Source organism: Marinobacter mobilis (assembly GCF_900106945.1).
GTDB classification, from domain to species: Bacteria; Pseudomonadota; Gammaproteobacteria; order Pseudomonadales; family Oleiphilaceae; genus Marinobacter; species Marinobacter mobilis.
This window is the reverse complement of the sequence record NZ_FNNE01000006.1, coordinates 114,091-135,457: the sequence shown is the minus strand read 5'-3', so window position 1 is coordinate 135,457 and position 21,367 is coordinate 114,091. Positions and strand designations below refer to the sequence as shown.

The window sequence follows — 21,367 nt, the reverse complement described above, 5'->3', positions numbered from 1 at the left end:
CTTATTGCCGGGGGTTCTTTGATAACAGCAAACGCTGTCAATTCAGGCTCAACTGCCCCTTAGCGAGCACGCTTCGGGAAAATCGGGTAAGTCACGCCAGCCATCTGATTGACCACGCGAACAACCTGGGCACTGTAACCAAACTCGTTGTCGTACCATACGTAGAGGATCAGACGCTTGCCATTGGTGATGGTAGCCTGAGCGTCGACGATACCGGCATGACGGGAGCCTACAAAGTCGGTGGAGACCACTTCCGGCGAGTTCACAAAGTCGATCTGCTTCTGCAACTCTGAGTGCAGCGCCATTTCCCGCAGGTAGTCGTTAACACCCTCAACCGTCACATCTTTATGAAGGTTCAGGTTGAGAATGGCCATGGATACGTTCGGAGTCGGCACCCGGATAGCGTTACCGGACAGCTTACCCTTGAGCTCCGGCAGCGCCTTGGCAACCGCCTTGGCAGCACCGGTTTCAGTGATAACCATGTTCAGCGGAGCACTGCGACCACGACGGCTACCCTTGTGGTAGTTATCGATCAGATTCTGGTCGTTGGTGTAGGAGTGAACAGTCTCAACGTGACCATCCTCAATACCAAATTCATCATTGATCGCCTTCAGGACCGGCGTAATGGCGTTGGTCGTGCAGGAAGCCGCAGACAGAATCTTGTCTTCGTCGGTGATCCAATCGTTGTTGATACCGTAAACAATGTTCTTGATGTCACCCTTGCCAGGCGCAGTCAGGATAACACGGCTGACACCCTTGGACTTGAGATGCAGCCCCAGACCTTCCTCATCACGCCACTTACCGGTGTTGTCGATAACGATCGCGTTGTCGATGCCGTAATCGGTGTAGTCCACCTGATCCGGACCATTGGAGTAGATCACCTTGATGAAGTTACCGTTGGCAACGATGGCCGAGTTTTCCTCATCAACGGTGATGGTGCCATTGAAGGGACCATGCACAGAGTCACGACGCAGCAGGCTGGCACGCTTCTCGAGATCATTCTCGGCACCACCCTGACGCACAACAATCGCACGCAGACGCAGGTTAGTACCGCCACCGGCCTTCTCGATCATGATCCGGGCAAGCAGACGACCGATACGACCGAAACCATAGAGGACAACGTCCTTGGTGCCATTACCGGCATTTTCTTCGGACTGAGCACTGTACTGGCCCACAACCGGACCGATTTCCTGCTTGAGGAAATCTTCTACAGAGACGGAGCCCTGCCCGGCCTTGTACTTGACCGCCAGTTTGCCGATATCCACGTGGGCACTGCCCAACTCCAGCTTATCCATGGCTTCAAGCAGCGGCAGAGTGTCGTGAACAGACAGCTCGTTTTCTTCAACCTGACGAACGTAGCGGTGGGCGCGAAGAATACCGATGACTGACTGATTGATGATGGAGCGACCGTAAACGGAAGTCACCACGTTGTTTTTACGGTAAAGGCGGCCAATCAACGGAATCATCGCCTCAGCGGTCGACTCTCTTTCCGTCCAGTTAGACAGGTGCTGGTTAATCTGTTCGTGACTCACGCTTCAACCTCTGCAGTTAGCACTGGGTCCCTCTGAACCGTTCCTGAATCGCCACCACGATGCCCTGTGGCGCACGAGCTGTTCAGGCGTTAGTCAGAGACTCCCGGGAAAATGGGTCGCATATTATCCAATGGATTCGGACCGAGCGCAAATAACTCCGCCCCAACTGCCATGACAGCGTCACCGACCGCCGGTAGAATGGCGCAGCCCCAACCACGATTCAGCCCTGATAGGAGTAACCGGCGACCCATGACTGACGGCGCGCAAGTTAACAGGCACAGCATCCGACTATTGGCTCCGGAGTTTCCGGTCCGGCCCGCCGACCATCGGGTCTGGCACGGATTGAGCGGAAGCCGGTCGGCACTGGCGGTCTGCGAAAGTGCCAGAGAGCATGGCAGCCTGACCCTGGTGATCACCCGCAGCACCAGTGAGGCACTGTTGCTTGAGCAGGGCATTCGTTTCTTTCTTGGCTTGCCTGCTGATGAGGACCAACCCGCGATCACGCCCGATGGCCTTGAGCTGTTGTCGCTGCCGGACTGGGAAACCCTGCCCTACGACCAGTTCTCGCCGCATCAGGACATCACCTCACGGCGCATTCGCACCCTGCATCGGCTGCCGTCCACCCGTCGCGGCATTCTGGTCGTTCCGTCCCGGACATTGATGCACCGGCTGGCACCGGCCAATTACCTGCAAGGCAACACCCTGTTACTGGAGGTTGGCCAGACCCTTGATATCGACAGCTGGCGCCTGCAACTGGAAGCCGCTGGCTACCGTCATGCGGAAAACGTTTACGAGCACGGCGAATACGCCATCCGCGGCGCCATTCTCGATATTTACCCGATGGGATCATCCCTGCCCTACCGGATCGATCTGTTCGATAACGAGATCGAAACCCTGCGCACTTTCGACCCGGAGACCCAGCGCTCCATCGATCGAATCGAGCGCATCGAACTGCTGCCTGCCAATGAATTCCCCTGGGACAAGACATCCCGCTCCGCGTTTCGCAGCCGCTGGTTTGAGCAGTTCCCCCATGCCGACAAGGATGCGCCCATTTATCAGGACATCATTCAGGGCATTACCCCACCCGGTATCGAATACTATCTGCCGCTGTTTTTCGATCAGACCGCAACCCTGTTCGACTACCTGCCAGCCGACACCCGGGTCTTTACTTCTCCAGAACTGAACGAGGCCCTGGAGCAGTTCCAGTCCGACACACAGGCCCGCTACGAAGAACGTCGCCACGACCGTCTGCGTCCGATTCTTCCGCCAGCCAACCTGTTCCTGCGCAACGAAGAGATGTTTTCGGCCCTGAAGGCCTACCCCCGGGTCACCCCCACCACGGCATTGCCCGACACCGGTGTGGCCGGCGCCGTTACCTGCGCCGCCGAGGCATTGCCGGACGTTTCCATGGACGGCCGCAGCGCCCAGCCTGCGGCCCGCCTACAACAGTTCATCCAGCAGTTTCATGGCCGGGTATTGATCTGTGCCGAGTCCTCCGGGCGCCGTGAAGCCCTGATCGACAGCCTGGGCGAAAACAACCTCAGGCCGACCACCATCGACGACTGGCAGCAGTTCCTCACGTCACCGGACTGCACCCTGGCCATCACCATCGCTCCAATGGAGGATGGCCTGATCCTGAGCGATCACAGCCTCGCCCTGGTCACCGAGTCGGCCCTGTTCGGAGAACGGGTACTGCAGCGCCGGCGCCGTGAAAAACCAACGGAGGTGGACGACTCGGGCTACCGAGACCTGTCGGAACTGAGGGTCGGCGCCCCGGTGGTCCACATTGACCATGGCGTCGGCCGCTACCAGGGACTTCAGACCCTCAACGTTGACGACGACGCGGCCGAATTCCTGACCCTGGAATATGCTGGTGGCTCCAAACTGTACGTTCCGGTCTCCAACCTGCATCTGATCTCCCGCTACAGCGGCGCCGACACCGACCACGCACCTCTGCACAAGCTTGGCAATGAACGCTGGAGCCAGTCAAAGCAAAAGGCTCTCGAAAAGATCCGCGACACCGCAGCAGAGCTGCTGGATGTCTATGCCCGCCGCGAAGCTCGCCAGGGCTATTCCTTTGAGCACCCCGATGAGGCCTATCGCAACTTTGCGGCTGGCTTCCCGTTCGAAGAAACCCCCGACCAGCAGGCTGCGATAGAAGCCGTCATTGCGGATATGACCAGTGAACGCCCCATGGATCGCCTGGTCTGTGGGGATGTCGGGTTCGGCAAGACCGAAGTGGCCATGCGGGCAGCATTCCTTGCCACCTACTCCGGCAAACAGGTCGCCGTGCTGGTACCGACAACCCTGTTGGCCCAGCAGCACTATGAATCCTTCCGCGATCGCTTTGCCGATACGCCGGTGCAGGTTGAACTGCTCAGCCGTTTCCGCAGTGGCAGCCAGACCTCCAAGGCCCTCGAAGCGCTGGAAGAAGGTCGTGCCGATATTGTCATCGGCACCCACAAGCTGCTCCAGGGTGACATCCGCTTCAAGAATCTCGGTCTGGTGATTATTGATGAGGAACACCGCTTTGGCGTCCAGCAGAAGGAACGACTGAAATCTCTGCGCGCCGAAGTGGACATGCTCAACCTGACCGCCACGCCGATACCGCGAACCCTCAACATGGCCATGGGGCACCTGCGCGACCTATCCATCATCGCCACACCACCTTCACGGCGATTGTCGGTCAAGACTTTCGTGCGCCAACGCGACAACGCCATGGTGAAGGAAGCGGTGCTTCGGGAGATTCTCCGGGGCGGCCAGGTCTACTTTCTTCACAACGAAGTCAGCACCATCCAGAAGACCGCCGAAGACCTGCGCCAACTCATTCCCGAGGCCCGGGTGGGTGTAGCCCACGGGCAAATGCGTGAGCGGGAACTGGAGCAGATCATGTCCGACTTCTACCACAAGCGTTTCAACGTTCTGGTCTGCACCACCATCATCGAAACCGGCATCGACATACCAAGCGCGAACACCATCATCATCGAACGTGCCGACAAATTCGGTCTGGCCCAGCTGCACCAGCTGCGTGGCCGGGTCGGACGTTCTCATCACCAGGCCTACGCCTACCTGCTGACACCTCCGCCCAAGGCGATCAGCACAGATGCCCGCAAGCGCCTGGAGGCCATTTCGGAAGCCCAGGACCTGGGCGCAGGTTTCATGCTGGCGACCCACGACCTGGAAATCCGTGGCGCAGGAGAGCTGCTGGGCGAAGAACAGAGCGGACAGATCGAGAGCATCGGCTTCACCCTCTACATGCAACTGCTGGACGAAGCGGTCAAGGCCATCCGTGAAGGCCGCACTCCGAACGCTGAGCTTCCGCTCAGCCACGGCACCGAGATCAATCTCCGGATTCCGGCACTGATACCGGATGACTACCTGCCCGATGTGCATAATCGCCTGATGCTTTATAAACGCATTGCCAGCGTTAACTCAGGCGAAGCCCTGAAAGAGCTGCAGGTGGAAATGATCGACCGCTTCGGGCTGCTGCCGAACCCGGCCAAGAACCTGGTGCGCCAGACCGAACTTCGCCTCAAAGCGGAAGCCCTCGGGATCACCAAGATCGACGCCGGCAAGGAATGGACCCGGCTGGAGTTTGCCGGCAACACTCCGGTCGACCCGCTGGTGCTGATCAAGAAGGTGCAGCAGGCCCCAGACCGTCACAAGCTCGAAGGCGCCAACATCTTCGCTTTCCGGCTGAACGATGCCACAACCGATGGTAAACTCACTGGCATTTCGGACATGCTCGGCCAGTTGTCACCCGCGTAGACGACGCCGAACCCACTTTCCACGACTGCGGAGACACCCTTTGCGACCGTCCGTACTGAAACTTGCAAACCAACTTTTGCTTGCCGCCACCATGGCTGTTGTTGCCAGCGGCGAAGCCCTGGCCCAGACATCCGACAACGCCTATCGGGCCGAGATTGTCCTGCTGGAACGAATTGTTGCGCCCGAGAACATCGAGGAGCAGATGGCCAACCGCTTGCTTGAACCGCTACCAGAGGCACCCCGCCAACTGATGGTGGTGGATGCCGGCGGCAATGCCGGCTCCTCGCTGCGCCTGGTTCCCAAGCACGAAATGACCCTCTCCCGCGCTGCCGACCGTCTGGTGAACAGCGGCCGCTATCGGGTGTTGATGACAGCGGGCTGGTATCAGTCGTTCCCCCCCAATTATGAAGGTCGGCCGATGCAGGTCGCGGTGGGTGATTGGCTGGGAGCAGCCGGTATGCGGGAAGTGGAAGGCACCATCACCATTGACCGCCAACGGTACCTGCACGTCAAGGTTGAACTGAACCACTGGCAGGCGGTGGCAGATGCCCCTGCGGCACAGCCCGCTGCCCAGCCAACACAGGCATCGTCTGGGCAGCCAGCCACCATTGCAGACATGGCCGAGGGCGGTGAGCCTCAGCCTGACATCGAGTTGTTGACCTGGATCCGTGAAACCCGTCGCATGCGCAGTGAGGAAATCCACTTCCTAGACTCCCCCACCATTGGCGTGCTGGTGTTCTTCAGGAAAATTGAGGGGTAAGGGTTCCGAGCGCGACGACGGAGTTTTCCAGGATCGTTTTTACCCCAGACATACCCTTCGCTATGGCGGCCTCAATCTCTTCCATCGTGATGATGTGATCGGTTTTTCCGGCCGCCCAGTTCACCACCAGCGCCAGGCAGGCGTAATTCATCTTCAGCTCGGCGGCCAGCGCCGCTTCCGGCATGCCGGTCATCCCCACCAGATGGCAACCATCCCGTTCCAGCCGAACAATCTCTGCCGCCGTTTCCAGTCGCGGCCCCTGGGTTGCCGCATAGGTCCCAAAATCACAGTGTGGAACCGCTGCCGCCCTCGCGGCGTCCACCAGCACCCGGCGAACCGCGTCGGTGTAGGGGTAACTGAAGTCGATATGCGTCACCTCCTCCAGCTCTCCTTCAAAGAAGGTGCTCGCCCGCCCCCAGGTGTAGTCAATGATCTGGTCAGGAATGACCACTTCCGCCGGTCCCATCGCCGAGTGCATGCCACCAACGGCGTTGACCGCAATCACCGTTTCAACCCCGCACTCTTTCAGGGCCCAGATATTCGCCCGGTAGTTAACCTCGTGTGGCGGAATACGGTGAGGATTGCCGTGACGGGCCAGGAACACAACGTCCTGCCCGTTCAGACGCCCATGCACCAGTGGGGCTGAAATTTCACCCCAGGGTGTCTCCGGAGTGCTTTCCCCGAGGATTTCCAGGCCCGCCAGCTCGGTGAGCCCGGTGCCGCCAATAATCGCAACCGGCGCCTGCTGCATAGTCGGTTTTGTCATGAGGTCTGCCCCTGTTGATCAAGTCCTGATAGCTCAATCCCGTCCGGTACGTGCAGCGTGCTGGTCGGGAAAGCAAACTCGGCGCCGTGGGAATCAACGATCTGACTGATCCGCAGCAGCACATCCTGTTTGATTTCGTGGAATTTCACCCACTCGGTGGTTTTAGTGAAGGCGTAGATCATGATGTCGAGGGACGAGGCGTTGAACGCCAGGAAGTTGACGATCAGGGTCTGGCTGGTATCAATCGCTTCATGGCTCTCCAGCATGGTGCGGATTTCGGCAACCACGGCCGCCATCTGACGGGCATCGCTGTATCGGATGCCGATGGTTTCGGAGATCCGGCGATTACTCATCCGGGACGGGTTTTCCACGGCAATCGTGGTGAATGCGGCATTTGGTACGTACAGGGGTCGCTTGTCGAACGTGCGAATGGTGGTCAATCGCCAGCCAATATGCTCTACCGTACCCTCAATGTTGCGATCCGGTGAGCGGATCCAGTCTCCCACCTTGAACGGCCGGTCCAGGTGAATGATAAACCCGCCGAAGAAGTTGGCCAGCAAATCCTTGGCTGCAAAACCAATGGCAATGCCGCCCACACCACCAAAGGCCAGCACCCCGGAAATACTGTATCCGAGGGACTGCATGAAGATCAGTACGGCGGTGATGATAACGACAGCGCGCAGCAACTTGCTCACCGCAGAAACCGTGGTGTAGTCCATCGGGCGCTGGACCTTGCCCGGCGTCGACAGCAGTTGCTCGCCCTGTTTGATCATGCCAATCAGGGTCCACACCAGCAGCCAGATAAAGCCCAGCCGCAGCAGGTGCTCGTTGGCCTGGAAGATTTCCGCCTCGGAATAGCGGTAGGCAGCATCCGCCGCCCAATACACGCCCAGCAGCCAGACCATCCCCATGGCAGGCTTTCTTACCGCATGGAGAAAGGCGTCATCCCACAGGTTGTTGGTATTGGCAAACCGACGCTCAAGCCACAACACCAGGCGACTGACAATAAACGCCGTCACCGCGGTCATCAGTACCAGAACAAATACCACCAGGGTTACCCGCCAAGTGCCGGAAAGGCCCTGCCAGTTCTCCATAAACCCCATCATCACACCGGGTACATCCTCGGTCATGTCATTCCTCGTCCAGTCAGCCAATCATGGAATAGCCAGTTTGCAATCAACGAATTACCACGTCGGTTCCCGGCTTCACCAGATCAAACAACTCCAGCAAATCCCGGTTCCTCATCCTGACGCAGCCATGGGAACGGGGGGTGCCCATGGGTTCGCTGTCCGGCGTGCCGTGAATGTATATGAAGCGACGAAAACTATCGACCCCGGGACCACGATTAAGCCCCCATTCCCGCCCGCACAGCCACAAGATGCGTGTCAGGATCCAGTCACGGCCAGGAAACGCCCGGGCCAGATCCGCAGAATAGACCTCACCGGTCGGGCGGCGGCCAACAAACACCGCGTCGCGGGGCTGCCCCGCGCCGATACAGGCACGAATGTAGTGACGCCCCCGCGGGGTGCAGCCTGAATTCTGCTGCTCGCCGGGGCCGTTGAGGGCGGTAGAAACCGAATAAACTCTGGGCTGCAATTCGTCAGTCAGGTAGAGGCTCAGGGTCTGACGGGAAAGATCAATATCGATGCGGGGACGGGTACAGGAATCCGGGGCCACGGCACTTGCTCACTGGGTTTTCTGCGGAAAAGATCAGTGAGCGTAACCGACCCGGGTGGAATCAGGCAAATGTCGCGTCTCTCATGGGCGGAAGTACAATATTCTCCGCCTGCAAGCCCGCCGAAAGGAACGGCACAAGACGGGCGGCGATCTCTTCCACCGAGGTTTCGACCCCCAGCTTGTTTTCGAGAATCTCGCGCAGGGCATCACTGCTGGACATGGTAAACGCGGTCGCACCAAGCATGAACTGAATGCGCCAGTATCTGTCCACCGCGGAAAGATCAGGCGTCGCATCCTTGAGCAACTTCATGAAGCGGCCAAACGGATCGCTGTACTCCGCTTCCAGGAACTTGCGCAGGTGGCCCTGGGACTGGGTATAGGCCAGGCCAAGCAGGCGCATAAAGATAGAAATGCCCTTTTCATTGCGCTGAGGCATCCTGACGGCACTTTCGGTCAGCGCCCACAAGGTCTGATCAAGGGAGGGAGGCGTGTCTTGGCAGCGGCCCTCAAGTTCGTCGAAGGCCTCATCAAGCGTCTCTGCAAAGGGGGTCAGAAAACGGGCGAACACGGCCTGGATCAGGGCGTTTTTTGAGCCAAAATGATAATTGACGGCCGCCAGATTTACTTTAGCCTTACTGGTAATCATCCTAAGGGAGGTTTCAGAAAAGCCTCGCTCTGCGAAAAGCTCTTCTGCCGCATCAAGGATGCGGTCAACCGTGTCGGATTGCGCCATTCTTATTCTTCCGGTGTCTCTAGCAAACGTCTGTTTGAAACATACGTTTGAGACGCGCCCTTGTCAAGCGCGGGGCTCCGGCGCTGCCACTGCGCTGTTCCAGCCGGCATCGATAGCCGCCTGATTACCGTCAAAAAACGCCTGCTCCAGCCGACTGTAGGCTTTTTCCGATTCCAGCATATAAATCAGAAACAGCCGCACATGTTGCCGCCTGACACAGTAACGTGCTAACACCCGCTGTTCGGAAAGACTGATCAACTTCTGGAACCGCGACGAGCGCAACGCGCTATTGAACTCTGCCATTTGCGCACACTGCCAGACCAGCCCTGCCTCCCCCTCAAGATGGGCAATGTGTTTGCGGGCTTCACGCATCAACCGCTGTCGGCGCATGATCAGCTCAAGGTAGGTTTCGTGGCCGGAATACAGGCGGCGAATAACCGGCACGCCCGCCAACAAGATGATGACAAAGGCGCCAAAGCCACCACCAGCCACCCAGGCGGGAATCAGCCCGGTCATGCCGGTAAGGAAGATCAACCCCGTGAGCGTCACGCTGAACAGCCACAGGTCACGGCGCCTCCGGGCGACTGCGACGGAATAATTATCCGGCCAGGACGACATGGCCAGCAGGTTGAAATCAAGCAGCAAAACCCTGTCGCATTGGCGAAGCAACAGACGCAGCTTTTGCTGGCGTTTGGCCGCGGACAGCTCATCAATGGCACTGGGGCTGACGGGTTCTGGCGCCTCAGACTCAGGTTCAGCGTCCTGTTCAACACGGTCATCAACCGGGGATGCAACCGCCGCCATGTCCGCCCCGGCCTCATCAACGGCGGCGTCTGTATTTTGAACGGGTACCGGCTCACCGGATCCCGGTGCGCTGGCCACCGGATCGGCCGGGCGCCCCGGTCGAAGCACCGCGGTACCCGCCGGCGGTGTCAGTTCCTGTTCTGTTTCAGTGATATCAGCCATGGATTTTCAGACAGCCCAGCCATCAGGCCGGCTCCATTCTCGACAGTTGCCGTATGATGACGTGCGACCCTGAACGCGCGACGCCAGTTCTTGATAAAGTGGAATTCAGCTCAATCTATGCCTTTATCGGCTGCCTCGATCATATCTTGAGTCGAACCCATCCCTGCCCGCCGCCCCTTGGCACCGGCAATCCTGACCGCTATCCTTGATCCCATCCCAACGATTCAGCCCCTCCCACGGTTACCGGCAGGTGGCGTCCCATTACAGAGAGAGCTTGCATGTTCACAGGCATTGTCCAGGGTATTGCCACCATTGACGCCGTTCACAGTCAGCCGGGGCTCAACACCTACACCATCCGTTTTCCTGAAGAAAACCTTCAAAACGTCAGCATTGGTGCTTCGGTGGCCATCAATGGCACCTGCCTCACGGTAACCAGCCAACAAGGCAGCTGCCTGACGTTTGATGCGATGCAGGAAACCCTGGATCTGACCACATTGGGCGCCCTGAAGCCGGGTGATGCGGTGAATTTCGAGCGGGCCGCCAGAATTGGCGACGAGATTGGCGGCCACCTGCTGTCCGGCCACATCCATACGACGGCCACCTGCGTGGCCATTGAAACGCCGGAGAACAACCGGACCTTGCAGTTCGAGTTGCCAGCCGCCTGGACCCGCTATGTCTTCGGCAAGGGTTTCATTGCCATCAACGGCGCCAGCCTGACCGTTGGCGAAGTGACCGGCAACTGTTTCAACGTACACCTGATTCCGGAAACCCTGAGGGCAACCACCTTCTCAGATACGGCGGTAGGAGATCGGGTCAACATTGAAATTGACAGCCAGACCCAGGCAATCGTGGATACCCTGGATCGCCTGGGCTACCGTCAACAGCCTCAGTAACTGGCGGCAAACACCACAAACCTGGGGTCTGCATCGAGTTGCCTGACCTGGGGAAAATCCCGGCGCAGCGACTTGTGATACCCCAGGTGACGATTACCCACCACCAGCAGCTGCCCCCCTGGCGACAGGTGACGACGGGCCTGCCGGAAAAGCCGAAGGGCAATGTGATCGCCGACCGCGCCGCCGTCATGAAACGGTGGGTTCAGCAGGATCAGGTCAAACTCACCAGCATTTCCGGCAATGCCATCCCCATGCTCGAAACGGGTATCCGCCTCTGGAAAGGCTCCCTTTACATTCGCTTTGGCACTGGCAATCGCCTGGCTGGATACATCGGAAAATTCGACCGCAAGATCCTGTCGCTCCAGCAACGCCGTCAGCCCCTGAACGCCATTGCCGCAGGCCAGATCCAGCACCCGGGCCCCCTCTGCCAGTGACGCCGCCGCCTCACGGACCTGGGGCATCAGCATGTGCGCGCCAGGATCCAGGTGATCGCGGGCAAACACCGCTGGCAAGGCCCGTAATTCCAGACCGCTCGCCGGCAGGCGGTAGCCAAGCCACTGTTTCTCCCAACCCGCCAGCCCGGCAGAACCGGGCTGACAAACCACCACCCTCGCCTTCTTTCGCGCAGGCAAGACCTGATCCGTCACCACCAGGCGATTGAACACACCCACGCCATGGTCGGGAATGTGCTTGATCATGCCTCCGGCCATCAGCAGTCCGCCGGGCACCAATACGTCATTCGCCCAACGCAGCAGGTATTCCAGGTAGTCTATCTGACGCGGGATTTTCATCACGATGGCATCGAACGGGCCCAGCGGGGGGCGCATCCAGTCTTCTGGTGCTTCGACCTCAAGGCCGTTGCTGCGGCCGTTATCTGCCAGTGCCCCTCGCAGGGTCGCATTATCCGCGATGGTGGTCGGCTCAAGGTCATGCAAGGCCAGGGTCAGCGCCCCAAAGGCATCGTCCACCAGAGCCAGTCGCTGACCTGGCTGCAGGCGTTCACGGGCTGCTTCTATCAGCAGCTCATCCGCCGCATCCCAGGCCTGCAATCCACGATTTCCGGGTCTGCTCAGCACCAGGGGCGGTTCCTGGACAGCCAGCACATTGTTTGTCATTTCGGGCACCAGATTCTCGGTTTACGTTACGTGACGCCATTCTAGGCTGATTATTCTAGAAATTAACCCTAGAGTTGGCTCCAAGATAACTTGGTAACACCTTTTTAGAGGGACAGCACAATGATTCAGGAATCCCTGAAAAACAGCCTTGAATCTGTTCAGGCAACCCGCAAGCGCCTGGAAGATCAGGTTCGTCCGACACTGGATTGGGCAACTGCCGAACTGAAGAAAGTATTGGCGGATATGGGCGCAGATGTCTCTGAACCGACCACTCTGGCCAACGTTGTAGCTCAGGTTCGCGAAAAGAACCCGTCTCTGAAGTCACTGGCACGCCAGTTCGACGTCGCTACTTACGACCTGCGCAAGAAGCTGTGGTGGGACGCCAACATGGTGACCGCCTATTTCAGCGACCAGGCTGGCAAAACCTATCAGGCGGAAGTAAAGCCGAAGATCGTGGAAGCCCGTGATCGTGCGGAATCCCAGGCTCGCAATGCCATTGAGCAGCTGCGTGAACTGGCCCAGAAGCTCCAGCCGGCCAACAGCGAGACTGACGCCAAAGCTGAATGATTTCAGGTTGTGACCCGCTAGGGATACACACCTATTTGCCCCTTACCCCAGGGGCTTTTTTTTGCCCAAAATTTGGTCACCATTCAACGCCGGCCCTTACTTGGGCTCGGCGTTAACTTGCTCGATAAAGGCTTGGGACAGGGTATCTACCACCGGGCGCGGGCCACGCACAAACTCCGGCGCAGGCGCATCAGGCTCCCGCTCTACCAGGCTGGGCTGCTCAGACCAGTGCAGGATCTCCAGCCGTCCGGCTTCGCTCTCCACCAGCGCCGTGCAGTGCTCAACCCAATCGCCGTCATTGCAGTACAGGCCGTCCTGACTTCGCAGGAAGCCGGCGGAGTGAATATGCCCACAAATAAAGCCGTCATAGTTTCCGCGTTCAGCCACCGTCAGCGCCGCCATCTCAAACCGGCGGATAAAGGAGCGGGCCTTGCCGATCCGGGTTTTTACCCAGGCAGCCAGTGACCAGTAAGGCTTGTTGCGCATACGCCGCCAGGCGTTGAACCAGCGGTTTAAACGAAGCAGCAGGCCATGGGCACGATCACCCACCAAAAGCATCAGCGGGCTGCAACGGACGACCTGATCAAACTGATCACCGTGACAGACCACAAAACGGCGTCCGTCAGCGGTGGTGTGAATCGCCTTTTGTCTGAGTTCAATGCCCGACAGGGTCTGACCACAAAAATGGCGCATGAATTCGTCATGGTTACCCGGAATGTAGATCACCCGGGTGTCAGAGGCGGCAATCGCCATCAGCTTGCGGACGATGGCCTGGTGGGATTCCGGGAAGTGGACTCTGCGCTGCATGGCAATCAGGTCAATGATATCGCCCACCAGGTAGAGCGTGTCGCACTCGACGTTGTCCAGAAAATCCAGCAGATAATCCGCCTGACAGTCAGCCGAACCCAAGTGAACATCGGATATGAATACGCTGCGGTATCTGTGCATCAATCGCCTCCGCCTGGGGCTTGATCTTAGGGAGCCTATGACTCACTAAGCTCGCGCAGGCGGATGACGACGATATGACAGGGATGGGACAATTCAGTGACGGTGTGCCCGGTAGACGGTAAAGCGCTTATCCTGCCGGATGACGTCGCAGGGCCCGACATGCTCCCGAATCAATGGTTCGTAGGGCAGGAAACTGTTGGCCACCAACCTCAGCTCCCCCCCCCGGTTCAGATGAGCCGAGACCTGTTGCAGGAAACGACTGGTCATGGAGGTGTCGATGCGCACGCCGGTGTGGAATGGCGGATTGGTGACAATGCTCTGGTAGCGCCCCTGAACACCATCAAGGCCATCTCCGGCCATGATTTCCCCCGCAGCGCCACAGCGCTGGTAGGTTTGTGACGCGCAGGTCACCGCCTGAGCCTGAACATCGACCCCATCAACCACCCCGGAAACACCGCGGGCCTGCAGCCAGCCGCCGATCACACCTGCCCCGCAGGCAAAGTCCAGCACCGAACCTCCGGCGAGCGGATCGGACGCCAGCGTTTCAAGCAGCATGCGGGTCCCGTCATCCAGGCGCCCATCGCTGAAGATTCCCGGCAAGCCGGCCACGTCAACCATCGTCCCGGCCACGTCCACCGTATGCCAACTGAGCCAGTCGTCCTGAACCAACGGGGCCCCCGTGGCCGCCATATCTGCCAGCCAAACCTGGCAATGTCGGGCACTGTCGACTTTCCAGGCCTTGGGGGCCAGCGCCTGCAACTGCTTTACCGCACCAGCGATACCTTCGCGCTTTTCCCCCACCAGCAGGATCTGGCCACCCGCCCTCACCATCGACGCCGCCCGCTTCAGCCTGAGCGCCAATTCAGCCTTCGCCTTAGGCATGAAGACCACCACCGTGCCTGCCGCGCCTTCAGCAGCACTCTCTTCGAAATAACCAAATAATGGCTGCCATCCGGAAACGGAGCACACATTCTGGTAGGCACCATAATGATCACACACCACGGTTCCCGGCGCAGGAAGACGGGATAACAAGGCAGGGTCCGACAACCCGATCAGGGCCAGCGGTGCAGTCAGCTGCGCCTGATTTTTCAGCAGGGCAGCGTGGGAATTGGGTAGCGATGACATAAAAATATCCCGGCTGAGGTCAACAGGCGGGATACTTTATCGTGATTCGTTGCGGGAGTCTCGCCGCTTGGCTCATTCCCCCCGGCTGGCAGGTCGTTACTTGTAACCGGCGACCGTACCGACTCTCAGTGCATCCTCCGGGGACATATCCCAGGTAGCCCGCTCCGCCTCGGCGGAATCGGCCTTTTTTTCGGACTCCCCCTTGCGGTCCAGGGGACGGGATTTGAGTTGGCCAAAGGCGTTCAAAGCCTTGTTGAATACCTGTCGCATGATGCACCTCCGATTAACAACACGGCCAGTATACAAACGACGCCCCACGTCAGAAATTGACGCTCATCACGATTTTCTGACACTGACTGACATTTTTTGCGTCACATTTGCGACAAGACGTTAAGAAACGTAAGGGGCCAACGCCCCTCACGCCGCCATTTTCACTCACACAGCCTCACTCTCAAGAGGGGTGTGAATCGTGCTTTGCGCCAGATCCAGCAATTCCCGCAGGGCAACGGAGAACATAGCGTATTCCGGTTCACGAACGCCCTTGAGTTCTGCCAGCATCCCCTTCCAGCGCCCAATCATCGGCTCGTACTGACTCATCCAGGTTTCCAGGCAGGTATCGATGTTGCCGGAATGGCAGGCGATCTTCAGCACACCAGTGGTCAACGCCCGTTGCTGCCAGTCCAGGTCCTCACGGAAACTTTCCCGGGCCAGAGCCTGCCAGTGGGACCCAGGTACCAATGCGGCGATCGCATTGGCAAACCAGGTCAGCTCCAGCTTGTCACCCAGGGTGTAGTAGAGGTTTGCCACCACTTTCAGTGGCATCTTGGTTGCAGCCTGAGCTTCAATGATGCCCAGCGCAGAGTACAGGTAGGACTCGCCGGACACCACTGCCGCCAGATCTTCTGGCACGCCCTGCCCGACATAGGCTTCGTGACGACCCTGCCAGTCCGCTCGGGCCTGATCGCCGAGATAATCCTGGAGGTTGCTGGCGATCGTACTGATGTTGTCGGAAAAGCGCTCCATGTGATTGGCAATACTGAGTTCACTGCGGCGATTACGAAGCAGCCAACGCACAGCTCGCCGGATCAACCGCATCAGACTGTTCATCAGCTCCATCTGCAATGCAGCGGACACCTTGTAATCCAATTCCTCGATACGATCCCACCAGCGATCCAGCTGGAAGATATCGCGGGCAATGATCCAGGCCAGGGCAATGGATGCCGGACTGGCTCCCGTCGACTGCATCAACCGCTCCACAAAGGTAATGCCCATGTGGTTGACCATATCGTTGGCAATCTGGGTGGCAATGATCTCCCGCTTCAACTGGTGATCACCGAGTTCCGTCGGGAACTTTTTCACCAGGGTATCGGGGAACACCTTGTGCATCTCCGACGCCAGCGCAGACAGGTCCGGCAACTCGCTGTCGATCAGGGTTTGCTTGAGGTCGCCTTTGACGTAAGAGATCAGCACCGAAAGCTCCGGCCGGGTCAGGCCCTTCTTGTCGAGTTTGCGCTCAGACAGGGTTTCATCATCCGGCAGGAATTCCAGCGCCCGGTTGAGTTTGTCCTGGGCTTCCAGAGTGCTCATCAGTCGCCGGTACTCTTCCAGACGCGACGACGCCTCCAGGCTGGCAATACTCAGGGCCTGGGTCTGGCGGTAGTTGTTCTTCAGTACAAGCTCAGCGACCCGGTCGGTCATCTGCTCCAACAGGGCATTGCGCTGTTTCTCGGTAAGATCGCCACTGGCCACCACCCGGTTGAGCAGGATCTTGATGTTGACCTCATGGTCGGAACAGTCCACACCACCGGCGTTATCAATAAAGTCGGTATTGAGGCGACCGCCCTTGAGGGCGTAGTCGATCCGTCCCAACTGGGTCATACCCAGGTTACCGCCCTCACCCACGACTTTGCAGCGCAGGTCGCTACCATTGATGCGCAAACCGTCGTTGGCCTTGTCGCCGACATCGCTGTGCGACTCGCTCGACGCCTTGACGTAGGTACCGATTCCGCCAAACCAAAGAAGATCAACTTCCGCCCGCAGGATATGGGAGATCAGCATGTTGGGCGGCACCCGGTCGGCCTTGATCGTCAGCAGCTTTTTCATTTCAGCACTGACCGGAATCGATTTGGCACTGCGGCTAAACACACCCCCGCCCGCCGATATCAGGTTTTCATCGTAGTCTGACCAGGCAGACCGTGGCAGGTTGAACAGTCGCTCACGTTCGGCAAAGCTGACCGCCGGATCCGGGGTCGGATCAATAAAAATGTGCAGATGATTGAACGCCGCGACCAATCGGGTCTTGTCTGAGCGCAGCAAACCGTTGCCGAAAACGTCTCCGGCCATATCGCCGATACCAATGGCGGTGAATTCATCCGTCGCAGGGTTGATGCCGAGTTCGCGGAAATGCCGCTCAACAGACACCCAGGCACCTTTGGCGGTAATGCCCATTTTTTTATGGTCGTAGCCATGACTTCCGCCCGAGGCAAAAGCGTCCCCCATCCAGAACCCGTAGTCATCTGCCAGGCCATTGGCGATGTCGGAAAAGGTCGCTGTGCCCTTGTCCGCGGCAACAACCAGGTAATGATCGTCATCGTCATGACGGATCACCCGCTGCGGCGGCTGTATCGTCGACTCAACCAGGTTATCGGTAATATCCAGCAGGCCACGGATAAAGGTCTTGTAAGCCGCAATGCCTTCCTTTTGGTAGGCATCGCGGTCAGCCGGGTCAGGCAGCCGCTTGGCGACAAAGCCTCCTTTCGCCCCAACTGGCACGATCACCGCATTTTTCACCTGCTGGGCCTTCACCAGACCCAGGATCTCGGTACGGTAATCCTCAAAACGGTCAGACCAGCGCAGGCCACCCCGGGCCACCCGGCCACCGCGCAGGTGCACCCCTTCCACCCTGGGCGAGTACACAAAGATCTCGAACATCGGCAATGGCAGCGGCATGTCCGGAATCCCCGACGGGTCGAACTTGAGGCTGATATAAGGCTTTGGCAAACCGGTAGCATCCGGCTGGTAATAGTTGGTGCGCAGGGAGGCCTGCATCAGCTCCAGGTAGAGTCGCAGCACCCGGTCTTCACTGAGATTTTCAACGTCGTCGAGCGCAGCGTTGAACTCGATTTCCAGCTTCTGCTGGGCAGCCGTGCACTTGGCCGGGCTCTGGTAGCGCTCCGGGTTGAACCGCACGGCAAAAAAGTCGAGCAGACGCCGGGCCAGCCCCACATGATTGACCAGGGTATTGGAGATAAAGGTCTGGCTGTTGGAGATCCGGATCTGACGCATGTAGCGGGCATAGGTGCGTAGCAGTGCAATTTCCCGCCAGTCCATGTAGGACGACAACAAAAGCCGGTTGAAGGCATCATTTTCTGCTTCGCCATACCAGACCCGGCTGAACAGCTCCTCGAAAATCGGCTTGATGCGGTGGATGTCCACGACCACGCCACTGGTCGCCTGCAGCGAGAAGTCGTGAATCCATACCCGACAACCGTTGCGGTCAACCACATCAAAGGGATGTTCCCCCAGCACCCGGAAGCCCAGGTTCTCAAAAATCGGCATCACATCCGACAGCGGGAGCGGTACGTCCGGGTGGAACAGCTTGAAATGAAATGTACATTCGCTCTCTTCCAGTGCCCGGTAGAAGCTCATCGCGAGGCGCTTGTTGGCGACAACCGAGGTGATGTGTTCCAGATCAATGGCCGCCCGGCGAGGCGAGAACATGTCCTGATAACTGGCCGGGAAGGCCGCTCCGTAGAGCCGGCAGATCTCGTTACCGCGCTCTTCACCGTAGGTTTCACTTAGCGCCTCTTCGAGACCGTCACGCCAGGACTGGGCCAGACCGACAATCTTTTCCTGTAGCTCGGCGACGGGCAACTGGCGGTTATCCACCTGAGGCACTCGCACCGTGAACTGGACCCGGGCCAACACCGACTCCGAGAAATGGGTCACGAACTCGATGTCGTCGGCCCCCAGGCTCTCCCGCAGGACGCTCTCCACCTTCAGACGAAGTTCGGTGTTATAGATGTCCCGCGGGAAGAAACACAGACAGGTAACAAACTGGCCATATACGTCTTCACGCATAAACAGCCGGACCTTGCGCCGCTCCTGGATATAGATAATCTCCAGAGCAGTCTGCAGCAGTTCATCCGCTGAAATCTGAAACAGCTCATCCCGCGGATACACCACCAGGATCTGCTCCAGTTCCTTGCCGGCATAGTCGTCACGGAGAAAACCCGAGGCCGCCATCACGGACTCGGTCTTGCGACGCAATAAAGGAATTTCATCCGGCCGTTCGTTATAGACCCGGGAGGTGTATAGCCCGAGGAAACGACGCTCGCCAACCACCTCGCCCTTGCTGTTGAATTTCTTGACCGCGATATAGTCGGGATAAGCCGGCCGGTGAACCCGGGAGCGCTGGGCCGACTTGGCGAAAATGAACAGACCTTCGGTCCCGGTCATTTCATGACGGGTTCGCTTGGGCAACTCGTTCAGGTGAACCTTGTCGGGCCGCTCGTTATTGACCCGGAGAATACCCAGTTCAGAGTTGGGTACCCGCTGTACCACCGTGCCGCCGCGACCCTTGGCGAAGTCATACTCGTCATAACCAAGGAAGGTAAACCGGTCTTCTGACAACCAGCGCAGGAAAGCCCTCGCCTCCTCTTTGTCTTCATCGCTGATCCGCGCCGATGTGTCGTCCAGCTCTGCCAGGATTTCCTGAGCCTTGGCGGTGACCAGCGGAAAATCCTCCACCGCGATACGCACTTCATGCAACACGGTCTGCAGGGCCGACTCCAGCTTCGCCAGTTCAGCCGTATCGCTGTGGCGATCGATTTCCAGCACGATCAGGGCTTCGTAATCGGTCTTGGAGGGGGAGCGTTCAGTCGTGTGCAGCTTCTTCAGTTTGCCGTTGCGGTCACGGTCAACCTGCAGCACCGCGTGGTGGATGGCATGGGTGCCGATCTCACGCTGATTGATCGCTATACGGACAGAGTCGATCAGGAACGGAATATTGGGGTGAAGAATGAAAATAACGGTGTGGGTCGATTGCCAGCCGTCACTCTCAAGATCCGGGTTGAACACCGACACCCGTGACTGATCCGGTTTCAGGGTCTGGAAAAACTGCCAGGCGGCAAGCACAGACCCGTAGGTATCGGAAAATCGACGACTGACCAGTTCGTCGAGCGGCATGTGAGACAGGTACTGCGAGGCGAATTCATTGATACGCTTCGCCTCTTTCTTATCGATTTTCTCATTGACCGCTTCTGCCAACTGCTCAATAAACTGTGCTTTGCTGGCCACTGTCAGCGCGTTCATATCTACCCCAATATCTGTGAAGGAATGGTAATAAAGACTGACTGCCCCGACATTCCCCCGCAAAGCCAGAGCTGGCGTGCCCCAGCCCAATCCCAGGCAATACCGGAAACACCGATGCTGTATCGAAAAGCATAGTCAAACCCTTGATTTTTGTCCCCTGTCCCCGAAGACTGGAGCCTCTATTTTCGGTCCGAAATTACCCCTACGACTTTTGTCAGGAGCTCCATTGCCCATGTCGCTGCAAACCACCTTCGGGGAACTCAGATCCCAGCTCGCCCAGCGGATCATTGGTCAGGAAACGCTGGTAGAGCGCCTGCTGATCGCCCTGCTGGCCGATGGTCACCTGCTGGTGGAGGGTGCGCCGGGATTGGCCAAGACCACGGCCATCAAGGCTCTGGCTGATCACCTGGAGGGTGACTTCCACCGGATCCAGTTCACCCCGGATCTGTTACCGTCCGACGTCACCGGCAGTGAAATCTACCGCCCGGAAACCGGCCAGTTCGACTTCCAGAAAGGTCCGATCTTCCATAACCTGGTGCTGGCCGACGAGATCAACCGGGCGCCCGCCAAGGTCCAGTCAGCCTTGCTTGAGGCCATGGGCGAGCGCCAGATCAGCGTGGGCATGCGCACTTTTCCGCTGGACCAGCTGTTTCTCGTGATGGCCACCCAGAACCCCATCGAACAGGAAGGCACCTACCCGCTGCCGGAAGCCCAGCTTGACCGCTTCCTGATGCATGTGCTGATTGACTATCCATCCGCCGAGGCTGAACGTGCCATCCTGCATCTGGCCCGCAACGACTATCGCCAGGGCCAGCCCCCGGCCGCGGTAAAAGTAACCGCAAGCCAGGTCTTTGAAGCCCGCAACGCAGTGAGCGAAGTGTTCATGGCCGAGGCGGTGGAGGAGTACCTGCTGGCCCTGGTACTGGCCAGCCGCGACCCGGGACGTCTTGACCCGGAACTGGGTCGCTGGACTGCGTTCGGTGCCAGCCCCCGGGGCACGATTGCACTTGATCGCTGCGCCCGCTCCCTGGCGTGGCTGGATGGCCGTGACTACGTCACCCCGGATGATGTTCGCAATGTGGCCTTTGATGTGCTCCGCCATCGCTTGTTGCTGACCTTTGAAGCGGAAGCCGAAGGTATGACCCCGGACACCGTGATCCAGCGATTGCTGGAACGCGTTCCAGTCACCGCCTGAGGTGACCGG

General features: G+C 58.6%; 16 protein-coding genes. 5 read left to right on the top strand and 11 right to left on the bottom strand.

Annotation, left to right across the window (positions count from 1 at the left end):
• Positions 1-59: 59 nt before the first annotated feature.
• On the bottom strand, positions 60-1,532 hold the full coding sequence (locus BLV11_RS10785) for a glyceraldehyde-3-phosphate dehydrogenase (RefSeq protein ID WP_091813623.1): 1,473 nt from the start codon (positions 1,530-1,532) through the stop codon (positions 60-62).
• 249 nt (positions 1,533-1,781) lie between these two features.
• Between BLV11_RS10785 and mfd the strand changes: the two genes are divergently transcribed.
• Positions 1,782-5,300: a transcription-repair coupling factor gene (gene mfd / locus BLV11_RS10780; protein ID WP_091813620.1), complete on the top strand. Its 3,519-nt coding sequence runs from the start codon at positions 1,782-1,784 to the stop codon at positions 5,298-5,300.
• 40 nt (positions 5,301-5,340) lie between these two features.
• On the top strand, positions 5,341-6,060 hold the full coding sequence (locus BLV11_RS10775) for a CsiV family protein (protein WP_245725997.1): 720 nt from the start codon (positions 5,341-5,343) through the stop codon (positions 6,058-6,060).
• Here BLV11_RS10775 and BLV11_RS10770 read toward each other — a convergent pair.
• The 5 genes from BLV11_RS10770 to BLV11_RS10750 form a co-directional block, all read right to left on the bottom strand.
• On the bottom strand, positions 6,041-6,826 hold the full coding sequence (locus tag BLV11_RS10770; protein ID WP_091813614.1) for an S-methyl-5'-thioinosine phosphorylase: 786 nt from the start codon (positions 6,824-6,826) through the stop codon (positions 6,041-6,043). The genes BLV11_RS10775 and BLV11_RS10770 overlap by 20 nt on opposite strands.
• Complete coding sequence (locus BLV11_RS10765; protein WP_091813611.1) at positions 6,823-7,956, bottom strand: mechanosensitive ion channel family protein; 1,134 nt, start codon at positions 7,954-7,956, stop codon at positions 6,823-6,825. Before BLV11_RS10765 ends, BLV11_RS10770 begins: the two co-directional genes overlap by 4 nt.
• Positions 7,957-8,002: 46 nt before the next feature.
• On the bottom strand, positions 8,003-8,467 hold the full coding sequence (locus BLV11_RS10760) for a L,D-transpeptidase (RefSeq protein ID WP_245726007.1): 465 nt from the start codon (positions 8,465-8,467) through the stop codon (positions 8,003-8,005).
• 97 nt (positions 8,468-8,564) lie between these two features.
• On the bottom strand, positions 8,565-9,236 hold the full coding sequence (locus tag BLV11_RS10755; RefSeq protein WP_091813605.1) for a TetR/AcrR family transcriptional regulator: 672 nt from the start codon (positions 9,234-9,236) through the stop codon (positions 8,565-8,567).
• Between the two features lie 63 nt (positions 9,237-9,299).
• The gene (locus BLV11_RS10750; protein WP_091813602.1) at positions 9,300-10,202 is read right to left on the bottom strand and encodes a hypothetical protein; all 903 of its coding nucleotides are present in this window, start codon (positions 10,200-10,202) and stop codon (positions 9,300-9,302) included.
• 278 nt (positions 10,203-10,480) lie between these two features.
• On the opposite strand from BLV11_RS10750, the gene BLV11_RS10745 reads away from it, so the two are divergent.
• Positions 10,481-11,095, top strand: coding sequence for a riboflavin synthase subunit alpha (locus BLV11_RS10745; RefSeq protein ID WP_091813599.1), 615 nt, complete (start codon positions 10,481-10,483; stop codon positions 11,093-11,095).
• Here the strand turns inward: BLV11_RS10745 and BLV11_RS10740 are convergent.
• Complete coding sequence (locus tag BLV11_RS10740) at positions 11,089-12,210, bottom strand: class I SAM-dependent methyltransferase (protein WP_091813596.1); 1,122 nt, start codon at positions 12,208-12,210, stop codon at positions 11,089-11,091. The genes BLV11_RS10745 and BLV11_RS10740 overlap by 7 nt on opposite strands.
• A gap of 120 nt (positions 12,211-12,330) precedes the next feature.
• Here BLV11_RS10740 and BLV11_RS10735 point away from each other — a divergent pair, with 120 nt between their 5' ends.
• Positions 12,331-12,777 carry a hypothetical protein gene (locus BLV11_RS10735; RefSeq protein ID WP_091813593.1) on the top strand — a complete coding sequence of 149 codons (447 nt, stop codon included), beginning with the start codon at positions 12,331-12,333 and terminating at the stop codon, positions 12,775-12,777.
• A 96-nt stretch (positions 12,778-12,873) separates the two neighbouring features.
• On the opposite strand, the gene BLV11_RS10730 is transcribed toward BLV11_RS10735, so the two are convergent.
• The 4 genes from BLV11_RS10730 to BLV11_RS10720 form a co-directional block, all read right to left on the bottom strand.
• The gene (locus BLV11_RS10730; protein ID WP_091813590.1) at positions 12,874-13,725 is read right to left on the bottom strand and encodes a UDP-2,3-diacylglucosamine diphosphatase; all 852 of its coding nucleotides are present in this window, start codon (positions 13,723-13,725) and stop codon (positions 12,874-12,876) included.
• Between the two features lie 93 nt (positions 13,726-13,818).
• On the bottom strand, positions 13,819-14,850 hold the full coding sequence (locus BLV11_RS10725) for a methyltransferase (RefSeq protein WP_091813586.1): 1,032 nt from the start codon (positions 14,848-14,850) through the stop codon (positions 13,819-13,821).
• A gap of 96 nt (positions 14,851-14,946) precedes the next feature.
• On the bottom strand, positions 14,947-15,120 hold the full coding sequence (locus tag BLV11_RS18325; protein WP_175528330.1) for a hypothetical protein: 174 nt from the start codon (positions 15,118-15,120) through the stop codon (positions 14,947-14,949).
• Positions 15,121-15,285: 165 nt separating this feature from the next.
• The gene (locus BLV11_RS10720; protein ID WP_091813583.1) at positions 15,286-20,163 is read right to left on the bottom strand and encodes an NAD-glutamate dehydrogenase; all 4,878 of its coding nucleotides are present in this window, start codon (positions 20,161-20,163) and stop codon (positions 15,286-15,288) included.
• A gap of 232 nt (positions 20,164-20,395) precedes the next feature.
• Between BLV11_RS10720 and BLV11_RS10715 the strand changes: the two genes are divergently transcribed.
• Entirely contained in the window at positions 20,396-21,358 is a 963-nt protein-coding gene (locus BLV11_RS10715; RefSeq protein ID WP_091813580.1) for an AAA family ATPase, read from the top strand.
• Positions 21,359-21,367: the final 9 nt, after the last annotated feature.

Coding starts and splice junctions, on each gene's coding strand:
- mfd (WP_091813620.1), top strand. CDS start 1,782: ATGACTGACGGCGCGCAAGTTAACAGGCACAGCATCCGACTATTGGCT.
- BLV11_RS10770 (WP_091813614.1), bottom strand. CDS start 6,826: ATGACAAAACCGACTATGCAGCAGGCGCCGGTTGCGATTATTGGCGGC.
- BLV11_RS10765 (WP_091813611.1), bottom strand. CDS start 7,956: ATGACCGAGGATGTACCCGGTGTGATGATGGGGTTTATGGAGAACTGG.
- BLV11_RS10755 (WP_091813605.1), bottom strand. CDS start 9,236: ATGGCGCAATCCGACACGGTTGACCGCATCCTTGATGCGGCAGAAGAG.
- BLV11_RS10750 (WP_091813602.1), bottom strand. CDS start 10,202: ATGGCTGATATCACTGAAACAGAACAGGAACTGACACCGCCGGCGGGT.
- BLV11_RS10745 (WP_091813599.1), top strand. CDS start 10,481: ATGTTCACAGGCATTGTCCAGGGTATTGCCACCATTGACGCCGTTCAC.
- BLV11_RS10740 (WP_091813596.1), bottom strand. CDS start 12,210: ATGACAAACAATGTGCTGGCTGTCCAGGAACCGCCCCTGGTGCTGAGC.
- BLV11_RS10735 (WP_091813593.1), top strand. CDS start 12,331: ATGATTCAGGAATCCCTGAAAAACAGCCTTGAATCTGTTCAGGCAACC.
- BLV11_RS10730 (WP_091813590.1), bottom strand. CDS start 13,725: ATGCACAGATACCGCAGCGTATTCATATCCGATGTTCACTTGGGTTCG.
- BLV11_RS10725 (WP_091813586.1), bottom strand. CDS start 14,850: ATGTCATCGCTACCCAATTCCCACGCTGCCCTGCTGAAAAATCAGGCG.
- BLV11_RS18325 (WP_175528330.1), bottom strand. CDS start 15,120: ATGCGACAGGTATTCAACAAGGCTTTGAACGCCTTTGGCCAACTCAAA.
- BLV11_RS10720 (WP_091813583.1), bottom strand. CDS start 20,163: ATGAACGCGCTGACAGTGGCCAGCAAAGCACAGTTTATTGAGCAGTTG.
- BLV11_RS10715 (WP_091813580.1), top strand. CDS start 20,396: ATGTCGCTGCAAACCACCTTCGGGGAACTCAGATCCCAGCTCGCCCAG.